Source organism: Bradyrhizobium uaiense (assembly GCF_010811875.1).
GTDB classification, from domain to species: Bacteria; Pseudomonadota; Alphaproteobacteria; order Rhizobiales; family Xanthobacteraceae; genus Bradyrhizobium; species Bradyrhizobium uaiense.
The window spans coordinates 1-12,801 of record NZ_VKHP01000105.1 but is presented as its reverse complement, the minus strand read 5'-3'; the positions used below and the strand labels follow the sequence as shown (position 1 = coordinate 12,801).

General features: G+C 64.6%; 12 protein-coding genes. 5 read left to right on the top strand and 7 right to left on the bottom strand.

Features of this window, described 5'->3' with window-relative positions:
* Positions 1–9: 9 nt before the first annotated feature.
* Positions 10–663: an HAD-IA family hydrolase gene (locus tag FNJ47_RS23680; protein WP_163157431.1), complete on the bottom strand. Its 654-nt coding sequence runs from the start codon at positions 661–663 to the stop codon at positions 10–12.
* Between the two features lie 17 nt (positions 664–680).
* Positions 681–1,841 carry a DSD1 family PLP-dependent enzyme gene (locus FNJ47_RS23675; RefSeq protein WP_163157429.1) on the bottom strand — a complete coding sequence of 387 codons (1,161 nt, stop codon included), beginning with the start codon at positions 1,839–1,841 and terminating at the stop codon, positions 681–683.
* Positions 1,842–1,912: 71 nt separating this feature from the next.
* Here FNJ47_RS23675 and FNJ47_RS23670 point away from each other — a divergent pair, with 71 nt between their 5' ends.
* Complete coding sequence (locus FNJ47_RS23670; RefSeq protein ID WP_163157427.1) at positions 1,913–2,836, top strand: LysR substrate-binding domain-containing protein; 924 nt, start codon at positions 1,913–1,915, stop codon at positions 2,834–2,836.
* Between the two features lie 16 nt (positions 2,837–2,852).
* Here FNJ47_RS23670 and FNJ47_RS23665 read toward each other — a convergent pair whose 3' ends face one another.
* Positions 2,853–4,931: an acetoacetate--CoA ligase gene (locus tag FNJ47_RS23665; RefSeq protein ID WP_163157425.1), complete on the bottom strand. Its 2,079-nt coding sequence runs from the start codon at positions 4,929–4,931 to the stop codon at positions 2,853–2,855.
* Positions 4,932–5,083: 152 nt separating this feature from the next.
* Between FNJ47_RS23665 and FNJ47_RS23660 the strand changes: the two genes are divergently transcribed.
* Positions 5,084–6,085, top strand: coding sequence for a glycoside hydrolase family 3 protein (locus FNJ47_RS23660; protein WP_163157424.1), 1,002 nt, complete (start codon positions 5,084–5,086; stop codon positions 6,083–6,085).
* A 96-nt stretch (positions 6,086–6,181) separates the two neighbouring features.
* Positions 6,182–6,364, top strand: a complete 183-nt coding sequence (locus FNJ47_RS23655) for a hypothetical protein (RefSeq protein WP_163157422.1) — start codon at positions 6,182–6,184, stop codon at positions 6,362–6,364.
* Positions 6,365–6,462: 98 nt separating this feature from the next.
* On the opposite strand, the gene FNJ47_RS23650 is transcribed toward FNJ47_RS23655, so the two are convergent.
* A complete protein-coding gene (locus FNJ47_RS23650) occupies positions 6,463–6,894 on the bottom strand; it encodes a hypothetical protein (RefSeq protein WP_163157420.1) in 432 nt (143 codons plus the stop codon).
* A 569-nt stretch (positions 6,895–7,463) separates the two neighbouring features.
* Between FNJ47_RS23650 and FNJ47_RS23645 the strand changes: the two genes are divergently transcribed.
* A complete protein-coding gene (locus FNJ47_RS23645; RefSeq protein WP_163157418.1) occupies positions 7,464–8,072 on the top strand; it encodes a helix-turn-helix domain-containing protein in 609 nt (202 codons plus the stop codon).
* 30 nt (positions 8,073–8,102) lie between these two features.
* On the opposite strand, the gene FNJ47_RS23640 is transcribed toward FNJ47_RS23645, so the two are convergent.
* The 3 genes from FNJ47_RS23640 to FNJ47_RS23630 all read right to left on the bottom strand — a co-directional run bounded on the left by FNJ47_RS23640 (position 8,103) and on the right by FNJ47_RS23630 (position 10,135).
* Positions 8,103–8,351: a DUF4175 domain-containing protein gene (locus FNJ47_RS23640; protein ID WP_163157416.1), complete on the bottom strand. Its 249-nt coding sequence runs from the start codon at positions 8,349–8,351 to the stop codon at positions 8,103–8,105.
* A gap of 157 nt (positions 8,352–8,508) precedes the next feature.
* Complete coding sequence (locus FNJ47_RS23635) at positions 8,509–9,228, bottom strand: Crp/Fnr family transcriptional regulator (RefSeq protein ID WP_163157414.1); 720 nt, start codon at positions 9,226–9,228, stop codon at positions 8,509–8,511.
* 196 nt (positions 9,229–9,424) lie between these two features.
* Complete coding sequence (locus tag FNJ47_RS23630) at positions 9,425–10,135, bottom strand: Crp/Fnr family transcriptional regulator (protein ID WP_236000071.1); 711 nt, start codon at positions 10,133–10,135, stop codon at positions 9,425–9,427.
* Positions 10,136–10,691: 556 nt separating this feature from the next.
* On the opposite strand from FNJ47_RS23630, the gene FNJ47_RS23625 reads away from it, so the two are divergent.
* Positions 10,692–12,290: a flagellin N-terminal helical domain-containing protein gene (locus FNJ47_RS23625; RefSeq protein WP_163157412.1), complete on the top strand. Its 1,599-nt coding sequence runs from the start codon at positions 10,692–10,694 to the stop codon at positions 12,288–12,290.
* Positions 12,291–12,801: the final 511 nt, after the last annotated feature.

The window sequence follows — 12,801 nt, the reverse complement described above, 5'->3', positions numbered from 1 at the left end:
AATCATTCCTCAGGAGGCCGGTCCGGAGCCGTCGCGACCGAGCACGAAAGCCGGCAAGGTCGCAAGGTTGTCGCGAACCACGATCGGGGCGAGCGCCCCTTCCGGCAGGTTCATTGCGGCCCGATTATGCCACCAAGTCGGCAGGTGCACACGTGCCGTGCCGAACAAATCATAGGCCGATCCCGCGACGAACAGGCATCGAGTGGCCGGGACCGGCAGTTCGTCGAGCGCGAGTTGATAGGGTTGCGGCTGCGGCTTGTAATAGCCGGCGCGCTCGGCCGTCACGAACACCGAGAAGGGAACGCCGATGCGGTCGGCCGCGATGCGGCCGAGCCGCTCCGAACAGTTCGTCACGACGCCGAGCGCGACGCCGGCCGCGTGCAGCGGTTGCAGAACTTCGCGAACCTCGGGCCAGGGATCGAGCTCCGCATAGCGTTCGCCAAGCTCCGCAGCCCGTTCGAACGGTAGTCCGACATTGCGCGCGGCCTCGCCGACCAGATCCTCATAGGGCCGATAGCGTCCAGTGGCGTAGGTGATCCTGAGATACTCGGCGCGCCAGCGAAGTCCGGCTTCGTCGGAGCCTGCGACCTTGTTCCAAAGCGTCCAGCTGTCGAGCAGCGCGGTGAGCAGATCGAACAAAACGGCGTCATAGGCTCGGGTCATGGGCTGTGCTCCGTCTCCTACCATCCGCGAAACCGCTCCCACTGCCTGACGGTGCCAGAGCCGGCGGCGACGACATGATAGCGGTCGTGCTGGGCTCCGGTCGCGCAGGCGTGGTTGGGCAGGATCCGCACCCTCGTGCCGATCGGCAAACTCACCTGCGGCCCGGTGCTGCCGGGACGGGTGGCGATGATGCCGTGCTCCTGATTGGTTTCGGTCACGATCAAATCGAGATAGGGCCGGCCGTCGATGTCGCAGACGATGCCATAGCCCTGGTCGACCGGTTGCTTTGCGGTGCCGCGATCGCGCGACAGCGCCATCCAGCCTGCGTCGATGAAGGTCCAGCCGCGATCGGCGCGATGGCCGATCACCGTCGCTAGCACCGACAGCGCAATGTCCTCGACCGTGCAGACCCCGATCCCTGCCATCACCAGGTCGAACATCACGAAGACGCCGGCGCGCACCTCGGTGACGCCGTCGAGCCGGCGCGCAAAATGCGCTGTGGGCGTCGAGCCGACGCTGACCACGGGGCAGGGCAGTCCGGCCGCGCGCAACGCCTCGGCGCAGGCGACCGCGGCGGCGCGCTCCTGCTCGGCGGCCTGCTCGAGCGCTGCCACGCTGCGGCAGGAATAGGATTCGCCGGCATGCGCCATGACGCCGCGCAACTCGGCGCCGCCTTGATACAGCGCGTGGCCGATCTCGACCAGCCGCGGGTCGCGCGCGCCGACGCCGGCGCGATGGCCGTCGCAATCGACCTCGATCAGCACGGGAACGCGGTCGTTTGTTGCGCGGGCCATCGCGGTGACCGCCGCAGCCTGCTCAGGGCTGTCGAGCACCACGGAGAGGTCGACGCCCTGTCGCCGCAGCGCAGCGACGCGATCGAGCTTCTGCGGCGCGATACCGACGGCATAGAGGATGTCATTGACGCCTGCCGCGGCAAACACCTCCGCTTCCTGCAGCGTGGAAACCGCGGCCGGGCCGCCTGGGCCGTCCATTATGGCGCGTGCCGCCGGAATTGATTTCGCGGTCTTCAGATGCGGGCGCAGCGGCATGCCGAGCCCCGCCAGCCGCGTCTTCAGGCGCGCGATGTTGTGCAGCATCCGGTCTTCGTCGAGCACGAGGCAGGGCGTCTCGATCCCGGCGAGGGGATGCGTTGTGGTCGGAACGGGGGCTGATGACATGCGGCGAGACTAACGTTTTTCATGATAAGTGCAATTTACCGAAGGTCACTCTTATATTAAGTCTGGGCTTAATGATCTCGACTGACGACATCCGCTTCTTCCTGGCCATCGCTGCGGCCCGCTCGCTGGCGGCTGCGGCGCGAGCGCTCGACGTGACGCCATCGGCGGTCTCGCAGCGTCTGCAGAGCCTCGAGCAGCGGCTGGGCGTTCAGCTGGTCGGCCGTTCGGCCCGGCGGCTGACGCTGACCGATGAGGGCGAGCTGCTGGTGCTGCGCGGCAGCGCATTGCTCGACGACACGACGGAACTGACTGAAGCGCTGCAGGCGCGTCGCGGCACCATTGCGGGCCATCTGAAGATCCTCGCGCCGCTCGGCTTCGGGCGCCGCTACATCGCCCCGGTCGTCGCGTCCTTCCGGTCCCGACATCCCGATGTGTCGGTCGAGCTTGAGCTGTCCGATCGGCCGGCGCGTGCCGCCGCTGCCGCGTGGGACGTCATGATCCATATCGGCGCCCTGCAAGATTCCACGCTTCGCTTGCTGCGCCTCGCGCCGAACGAGCGCATCCTCTGCGCCTCGCCGTCCTATCTGAAGCGCCGCGGCACGCCGTCGCGTCCGCAGGATTTGCGCGGGCATCAATGCATCGCGCTGCGCGAGAACGAGGAGGACGTGACGCTCTGGCGGTTCACCCGCAAGCGGGCCGGGTCGGAGCCCGATGTCGTCAGGATCGAGCCGATGCTGTCGAGCAATGACGGCGAGGTCGTGAAGGCCTGGGCACTGGCAGACCACGGCCTGATCGTCAGGTCGGAGTGGGATGTCGCTGGCGATCTCGCCGGTGGCCGGCTGGTGCGCGTCCTGCCGAACCATCGCCTGCCGCCGGCCGATATCGTCGCGTTGCTCAATCCCGGCCGGGGTGGGCGGGCGAGGCGCACGCAGGCCTTCGTGGAGCACCTGCGCGCGGCCCTCGCGCCGCCGCCATGGCGCAGCAGGCTGCGCTGACGGATGGTGCGATCGCTTACGCCGCGCCGGCCTGCTTGCTCAGATAGCCCTTGGCAAAGTCGAGATACCAGTCAAGGCACCCCGGATTGGCCATCGCATCGCGGTTGATGACCTTCTCGATCGCGTGGCCGAGCAGCAGCTTCTTGACCGGCAGCTCCTGCTTCTTGCCGGACAGCGTGCGCGGAATTTCCGCCACGGCGAAGATGTCGTTGGGCAGGAAGCGGCGCGACAGTCCGGCCTCGACGGCCTTGTTGATCTTCGCCTTCATCGCGGCATCGAGCGCAACGCCTTCGCGCAGCACCACGAACAGCGGCATGTAGCTGTCGCGGCCGAGATATTCGAGGTCGACGACCAGCGAATCCAGCACCTCCGGCAGCGCCTCGATCGCCGAATAGAGCTCGCTGGTGCCCATCCGCAGGCCATGGCGATTGATGGTGGCGTCGCTGCGGCCGTAGATCACGCAGGAGCCGTCGGGATTGATCTTGAGCCAGTCGCCATGCCGCCACACCGGGCCGCGGCCGGAGCCGTCGAAATTGTCGGGGTAGGTTTCGAAATAGCTCGACAAATAACGCGCATTGCCGGGATCGTTCCAGAAGCGCAGCGGCATCGACGGTAGCGGCTCGGTGCAGACGAGCTCGCCGACCTCGTCGATCACCGCGCGGCCCTGCTCGTCGAACGCTTCCACCGCGCAGCCGAGCAGGCGGCATTGCATGATGCCCGGCGTCTGCGGCAGTTCGCGATTGCCGCCGATGAAGGCGCCGGCGAAATCGGTGCCGCCGGAAATATTGGCCCACCACATCTCGGCCTGCGCCGCGTTGCCGGTGCGTTTCGACAGCGCGGCAAAGCGCTCGTTGAACCAGGCTTGCGTATCGGCTGAGAGCGGCGAGCCGGTCGAGCCGAGCGTGCGCAGGGCCGAGAGGTCGCCGACGGCGGCGAGATCGATCTCGGCCTTGGTGCAATTGGCGAAGAACGCCGCGCCGGCGCCGAAGAAGGTCGCCTTGGCGTCGGCGACGAAGCGCCACAGCGTGGTCCAGTCCGGCTTGTCCTTGGTGCCGCCGGGACTGCCGTCGAAGATGCAGCAGGTGGTGCCGTTGAGCAGGCCGTTGGCCTGGCAATTCCACATGATCCAGCCGGTCGACGAATACCAGTGGAAGCGTTCGCCGAATGAGTTCGGCTGGTAGCTGCAGCCGATGTCGTTGTGCAGCGTCGACAGCGGCAGCGCCACGACGATGATGCCGCCATGGCTGTGCAGGATCGGCTTCGGCAGTCCTGTCGTGCCCGAGGAATAGACGATCCAGAGCGGGTGATCGAACGGCAGCCATTCCGGCTCGAAGGCGTCGATCTCCGCGCCCTGGCCCGCGAGGATGGACGACAGCCGTGTCTCGGGCGGCGCCGCATCGCTGTGCAGGATGACGTGCTGCACTGTCGGCAGCGCGCGCCGCAGCTCCGCGATCACGCCCTGCCGCTCGTGACGCTTGCCGGCATAGGTCACGGCATCGCAGGCGATCAGCACTTTCGGTTCGATCTGCCTGAAGCGGTCGATCACCGCGGGCGCGGCCATGTCGGGCGCGCAGACGCTCCAGATCGCGCCGATACTGGCGGTCGCCAGAAACGCGATGATCGTCTCCGGAATGTTCGGCAGGTACGCCGCGACCCGATCGCCGGCGCGGACGCCCTTGGCCTTCAGATCCAGCGCAAGCGCCGCCGATTTGCGCTGCAGCTCCGGCCAGCTCGTCTCCGAAAGCTTACCGTCCTCGCCGCTCGAGATCAGGGCCGGCAGCCCCGCGGCATGCGCCGGTGCGACATGGCGGAAGACCTGGCGCGCATAATTCACCGAAGCGCCCGGAAACCACACCGCGCCCGGCATCTTGCGCTCGGCGAGCACCACCGAATGCGGCGTCGGCGAGCGCAGATCGAAATAATCCCAGACGCTCTGCCAGAAGGCGTCGATATCGGTGACCGACCAGCGCCGCATCGCCTCGAAATCTGCAAACGCAAGGCCGCGCGTCTGCTTCAGCCATTGCCGGTAAAGGGCCATTTGCGGAACGTAAGGTGCTGTCATGGGCGGTTTCCGACGTTTCTTGTGCTGTGGCATGCGCGATCCGGCATGCCGGTGTCTCTTAACATAGTGACGCGAGTGCGGGGAACGCAGTCGAGCGGCAAGCTGCGTCATATTCTTACCGCCGCCACGGCGTGCTATTCCATCTATAGAGGCTGATTCCATGCGTATTCGATAAGCGAGCTGCCGTGTCGGTCGGCGAACTCTTCATCCTCGGTTTCCACGGCAAGGTCATTCCACCTTGGCTCACGGAGTTTGCCGCGCAATTCGGGCTCGGCGGCGTGATCCTGTTCGATTACTCGTGTCAGACCCGGCAATACGACAACAACATCGCGTCGCCCGCGCAGGTGCAGTCGCTCTGCGCCGAGATCGCGGCGCTGCCGTCGCGGCCGCTGGTCTTCATCGACCAGGAGGGCGGTCTGGTGCGCCGGCTCAAGGATGGCCTGGGCTTTCAGCCGCTGCCGAGCGCGAAGGATTTCAACCGGCTTACACTGGCGGAAAAGCAGACGATCCTGGCTGCTTGCTATGCCGAGCTGCGCCGGCTCGGCATCCGCTACAATTTCGCGCCCGTCATCGACGTCGATGGCAACCCCGACAATCCCAACATCGGCAAGATTAAGCGGTCCTATTCGTCCGACATCGGTGAGGTCGAGGCCAATGTCCGTCTGGTTGACGCTGCGGCGCGGCAGGCAGGCGTCGGCCTTTGCCTGAAGCATTATCCGGGCATCGGCGGTGCGCACGTCGATTCACATCTGGAGTTCATGGATATTTCCGATGCGCTGCGGCCGGAGCAGGAAGAGCTGTTCTATGCGCTGGCGCCGGACATCCATGGCGATGCGGTGCTGGTCAGTCACGCCATCGTCTGCCAGTGGGACGCGGAGCATCCGATGACGTTGTCGCCGGCCGGGATCGGCCGGCTGCGCCGCCGCCTGCCCGAGACGTTGCTGATCACCGATGACATGCAGATGCAGGGGTTGCAGAAAGCGCTCGGCACGAGCGCGGCCAGCCTGCAGGCGATCGCTGCCGGCATGGACATGATCTGCATCGGCAACAATTTGCTCGACCAGGAGCAGGAGATGGCCGGCATCGCCGCGGCTGTCGCGGGTGCAGTGCAGGACGGATCGCTGGATTGGGCCGCGGTGCAGCGCTCCATTGCGCGGGTGCAAAAGCGCAAGGCACTGCTCGCCTGATTGCGTTGAACCAAATTTTGCGCCGAGCGACCACAAGGAGTGGAACCAAATTTCATTACCGTGATTTAACAATGACGCTCATCGGGGCTAACAACCATGAAGATGCTCAAGCGTCTCTTCCGATTGACCTGGCTACGCCGCGACGCCCGCAGCTCGGCCGATGTCCCGCCTGCCTCCATCGATCCCGACGAATTCAGCCGCCTGCTTTGCAGCGGGCGCCGCGAGGATTTGCGGACACTGGCAAAGCGGCTGAGCCAACGCTCGCGCGCCCACGCCTAGGTGGTGCATCGGAGCGAGTGTGAGCCGGTTCTGATTGAACCAGAACCGGCAGGTCCGGCGTGCGGCCGCGGCTTCAATTCCGATCTCGACGCGATCCGTTATTGCTTTGCCTTGTCGTGTTTCCCGATCCCGACTGGCTTGTAATCATAGGTCGGGTAGAACTCGGTGTGGTACGCGCCCCAAGCGCTGCTCTCAATGACACGATTGACCTCGCGCAGCCGCGATGCCGGCAGCCGCAACGTCACCACCTGACCGATCCCCATCATCACGTACCAACTGACGATCTCGACACCTTCGGGCGGAAACGCCTTGTAGAAGCCCTGCCGCTCAAGCTGCGCGTTGAGTTCGCCGAGTGGGCGCGATTGATCATGCTTGAGGAAGATCGTGATCATGATCTCGTTGTCGGATGTCGGCGTTGCATCGCCGGCCGCCGCGGTCTGGGCCTCTGCGCCCGTGCTGAACAGCAGTGCTGCGGCGAGCGCCGCAATCACCATCCAGGATCCGTGTCGCCCGTTCCGCTCTCGCTTCATTGTCGCGCCCTTTTGTTGTTGATCGAGAGGCGGCGATCATCGCGGCGAGCGCCGGGGCTGTAAATCGACATTCGCCTGACTTGATCCAGGTCCGATGCCGGTGGGCCGATGTAAACCGTCTCATACGCGCGGGCTCCAGCGCGCGGTATGCCGATGCCATCCCGATGCCCGGAGAGATGATCGATGACGACCCGGCGAATGGCGTATTGGTGGTTCAGGTTCGTTCTTTCGGGGCGGTTCCTGGAGAAGTTCCTGCGGTTGCGGCGCCCTTGATGTCCAAGGCGCTGTGCGGATCCCGGCGCCTTGCAACCTGAAACCCGGGAGTGTGGGACGCATCCGGGAGAGCCGGGGTCGGTAAATTCCTACCTGCGATTGCCGCCGGGATGAAACGACACGGTATCCCGTAAGAATACTGTAATTCGACTCAAATATGCGAGATTCGTTGCCAAATCAGCGGTAATCTGCGCCTGCTTGGCAGGTTGGGGCCCGAGGTCACAGTTGCGTCACCCGTAGTTTTACGGAGTCCCTTGTTAACGCGGCCACAAGTTCACCTTTGGTAAACCATACTTATGACGCAACATGACAACCGTGCCGAGGCCCGCCTTCCCACATGGATGGATGGAACCCCGACGCTCGAAACGCCGCCGCTTGGGCTTGAGGGCGCCGCTCCGCCGCGACCCCAGGTGACGGCGGAGACCGGCGCCGCGATCGTCCGCCAGTTCAACGGGCCGGTGACGGCGTTGCTGCTCTATATGAATGAGCTCAAGCAGCACAGTCAGCAGTTCGCGCACGCGCCCGGCAACGGGGTCTATCTGCGGCAGGTGATCGAGAACGCGCTCGAGCAGACCGAGCGGGTGTCCGCGATGCTCAAGCAGATTTCCGATATCTATCCGAACGCGCTTCCGACCACCGATCTCAAGCCACCGGGCGACGACAAGCCGGCGGGCGCGCGATCGCCTGACGTCATGTTCGCGCCGGAAGCCGGCCGCAAGCCGCTGACCAGGCGCGAGCGTGAGGTGCTCAGCCTGATCAGCGACGGCTATTCCAACAAGCAGGGCGCGCTGCGGATGAACATCAGCCCGCGCACGTTCGAGAGTCATCGCGCCGAGGCCATGCGCAAGCTCGGTGCGCGCAACACCGCCGACCTCGTCCGCAAGGCCTTGTTGCATTCCGCCTGAGCGGTGATCCCGGTTCGCCAGAACTGATTGTCAGAAATCGTCTTCCGCGGCGAAGCACAGGCGCGGCGCGGGCCGCTTGGCCGGCGCAGCTGTCTTCGGCTCGTCCGGAACGATCGTGACCACCCATGCCGCCGTCGCGCCGGACCTGCTTTCGACGATCGCACGCACGCGTCCCGTGACGGTCGCACCGGCGGACCGGATGGTGGCGGGGCGGCCGTTGAACTGGGCCATACGGAAGCGCCGAGCCTCCTTCCGGTCGGTCGTCTGATACGTGAACATCGGCTCCCCCGTGCGTCGATCCGACTCTGGGGATTCAGCGTTATCCGACGGTGAAGATCGTACGCCGTAGAAGTACGGCTTGCGCGACGGTTAGAGCGCTTTCGAGCCAAGCGGGTACCGGTTCGCGTGAAGAAAACCCGCTAAAATCAATAAAAGTCTAGCGGCCGGCTTCCTGGCAATTCAGCAGCCCCGCATACTGCGCCTTCACCGCGGCGTAGCATTCGCACGCGGTCCGGATCAGTCCATCCGCGTTGGTGATCTCGATGTGCCCGCGGCTGTAGTGGATGAAATTGGCCTGTTGCAAGGTATGCGCGACCAGCGACACGCTGTTGCGGCGTGCGCCGATCATCTGCGCCATCGCTTCCTGCGTCAGGACGATCTTGTTGCTGCCGGAGAGGTCGCGTGTGTGCAGCAGGCAACGCGCCAGCCGCGACTCCACGGTGTGCGCGGCGTTGCAGCCGGCAGTCTGCTGGATCTGGGCATAGACGGCGAGCCCATGCCGGATCAACGTCGCGCGCAGCGTCGGGCTTTGGCCCGCAGCGGCCCGCAACGGCTCGAGCTCAACCGTCGAGGCGAGGCCGGGCACCAGCACAGTGGCGTTGTTCAAGACGGGCCCTTCGACGAGCGGGGCGAATGCGCCGTAGATGCTGTCGTGGCCGACCATCGCGACCTGCACGCGCTCGCCTCTTGCGAGCTTGACCACCAGCGAGATCACGCCCTTGTGCGGCATGTATGTCCGTTTGAGCATCTCGTCTGACTCGGTCAGGACCGAATCGGCGGCGAGGTCGACCGTCCGCAGATGCGGCCGGATCAGGTCGAAATCACTCTCCGACAGCGACGACAGGAATCCGTTCGGTGATCGCGGAACTGTATCCAAAGCAACCTCCTGCCTGCCGGCAAAGCTTGTCTCTGGGCCTCAGGGCTAACGCGTGCGGCGGAACGTCCCTGCAACTTATTCTGGCATGTCTGGGTTCCAATGGAAACATATCTTGGTTCCATTAGGAATACGGCTATCGCCCGCGTGATCACGTTTGTGGTGTCAGGCCGGTCAGCACAGGCGCGGCGCGCCCCCGTCAATCTTCCGGCCCGATCAATTGTTCGGCGTGCGCCTTGACCGTCGCATAGCATTCACACGCCGCCTTCCGCAGGCCGTCGATATCGGTGATTTCGATCTGGCCGCGGCTGTAACGCAGGATGCCGGCCTGCTGAAACCCATGTGCGACGATCGACACCGCGTTGCGCCGGACGCCGATCATCTGCGCCAGCATCTCCTGGGTCAGCGGCAAGGCCTCGCTGCCGCACAGGTCGCGTGCGCGCAGCAGCCAGCGTGACAGCCGTGCCTCCACCGGATGGGAAACGTTGCAGGCGACGGATTGTTGCGTCTGCGCCATCAGTGCCTGCTCATAGAGTGCAACCAAGGTCCGAAAATCCGCGCTGCGATTTGCAGCCTCGCGGAATTCTTCCGCCCGCAGCATCGACGCCGTGCCCGGGACCACCACGATCGCGTCGGCGAGCGGCGGTCGCTCATGCAGGGCGGCGGAACCGCCAACGACGCCGTCGCGACCGACGGTTGCAATTTCGACAGATTGCCCGTCGATCAGATTGACCATCATCGAGACCACGCCGCTGTGCGGAAAATAAACCCGCTGCACCGGCGCGCCGGCATCGGCGAGCGCGGTTTCCTTGGTCAGGTCGACGGTTTCCAGATGGGGATGAAGTTGCGCGTACTCCGTGGAGGGAAGTGCTTGCAACAGACGATTGGGCGGGCGCGTTACCGCGGACATTGGAGCTCCTGCCGAGGGCGGGAGCACTACAGTCTCGCATCACCTACTCTTGGCGTGTGGACCGCGAACATAGCTTGCCTGTCCAATTGCACAAGGGTTGTAGTGCGAACCTTATACCCTCTAGGGGGCAGACGGTTGGCATCGCATCGGCCTGCGCGGCGATCGCGGTCGATTCGAACGGCAGGCACCGCGGACGATACGGTTGCGGCATTGTCTCGCATTTGTTGATTTCCATTAACTCTAAGCGATTCCCGACCACGTCTCGTCGTGACCGCTCTTTCGGTTTTCGAAGCACCCGGCCGGCAGCGCCAGGATGCGGCAAGTCTCGCAAATGCGGGGACAAATTCGCTGCGGCGACATGGACCCGATGGCGGATACGCGCCGTGACGCCGCGCGTTTGCGTCGGCGGCCGTAGTATTACCGGCAAAGCCGTTCTGGGTATTTGTACGGAGCAGCCCTTTAACGAACGGGTAGCGCGGACGGACCAGTGTGGCGTGGGCCGCCGTGTGAAAGTTACGGCGTCGCGTCAATCGTGTTCATCCAGAAGGGTACCAGTATGTCCGGCATCGTCCTCTCGTCATCGGTTCGCCAGAATCTGCTTTCGCTGCAGTCGACGGCCGACCTGCTCGCCACCACGCAGAACCGCTTGTCCACCGGCAAGAAGGTCAACACCGCTCTCGACAATCCGACCAACTTCTTCACGGCGCAGTCGCTCGACAACCGCGCCAGCGACATCAACAATCTGCTGGACGGTATCGGCAACGGCGTGCAGGTGCTGCAGGCCGCCAACACCGGCATCACCTCGCTGCAGAAGCTCGTCGACAGCGCCAAGTCGGTCGCCAACCAGGCGCTGCAGGCTGCGGTCGGCTATTCCCAGAAATCGCAGGTGACGACCGCCACGATCACTGGCGCCACCACCGACGATATCCGCGGCACCGCCACCTACAGCAACGCCACCCTCGCTGGCACGGTCGTCAACAACAATCTCGGGACGCCCGCGCCGATCACCGCCGCCACCAAGCTCGTCACCGCGGCCGCCTCCGACACCTTGGCGGCGACCCCGACCGGCACGATCAGCGTCAACGGCAAGTCGATCACGTTCTCGACCTCGCAGACCACGTCGACGACCGATTCGTCCGGCAACGTGACCCTGGGCACCGGCGCTGGCAGCAATCTGACGGTCGGCGACCTGCTCACGGCGATCGACGGCATCACCGGCGCGACCACGGCCTCCACCGTGTCGGCCGGCGCGCTCCAGATCAGCACCGGCATCAACCAGGATCTCAACATCTCCGGCTCGGGCCTGGCCGCTTTCGGCCTGACCGCCGGAACCAAGGCGCGCACCGTGGCAACGCCTTCGCCGCTCGATGGTTTGACGCTGACGATCGGCGCGACCGGCAACGGCACCGCCACCAACATCACGTTCGGTAGCGGCGCGGGCCAGGTGAAGTCCCTCAACGACTTGAACACTCGTCTGGCGGCCAACAACCTGCAGGCTTCGCTCAGCGCGGGCGGTGCGCTCACCATCAGCACCACCAACGATGCTGCGTCCGCGACCATCGGCACGATCGGCGGCACGGCGGCCGGCGCCGGCAAGCTGTTCAACGGCTTGGCGGGCAGCGCCCCGGTGCAGGATCCGGGTGGCCTGTCGAACCGCGCAAACCTGGTCAACCAGTACAACAACATCCTGGACCAGATCACCACGACCGCCCAGGACGCCTCGTACAACGGCATCAACCTGCTCAATGGCGATCAGCTCAAGCTGACCTTCAACGAGACGGGTTCTTCGACGCTGAAGATCCAGGGCGTGACCTTCGATGCCTCCGGTCTGAACCTCACCAAGCTGACCGCCGGCACGGACTTCATCGACAATGCTTCGGCCAACGCCACGCTGAAGACGCTCAACAGCGCGAGCGGCCTGCTGCGCACCCAGGCTTCGACCCTCGGTTCGAACCTGTCGATCGTGCAGATCCGCCAGGACTTCTCGAAGAACCTGATCAACGTGCTGCAGACCGGCTCGTCCAACCTGACGCTGGCCGACACCAACGAGGAAGCGGCCAACAGCCAGGCGCTGTCGACCCGCCAGTCGATCGCGGTGTCCGCGCTGGCGCTGGCCAACCAGTCGCAGCAGAGCGTTCTGCAGCTGCTCCGCTAAGCGTAGCCGCGACAGACATCGAATATCGGGGCGGCGGAGGAAACTCCGCCGCCTTTGTTTTGCGTGCGCTTGACCACTTCGCGGGATTCAACCCATGGGCGATCGCGTTCTGATGCAACGGGCGTCATTGTCGCGAATGTTTCGCCGGGCTTAACGGCCGCTCGATCGTATTTGGTTCAAATTGCGATGACCGGTGGAACGGGCTCTTTCCCGTCCGGGTGGTAAGGGCCTGTCCTTGTGAGACTGACCGTGATGTCGTGATGCGTCGTCCTTGACGAGCTTCATCGTCCGTATTTGCACGGACGACGAAATTAACGTCGCTGTGAAGCCGGCCAAGTTATCGATGTGAGGCGAGCGTTCCGTAGCACCTTGAGGGGACCTATCCATGGACGATCTGTTGCGCGAGTTCCTGACGGAGAGCAGCGAGAGCCTGGATACGGTCGACAACCAGCTGGTGCAGTTCGAGCAGGATCCGAACAACGCGAAGATCCTGGATAACATTTTCCGTCTT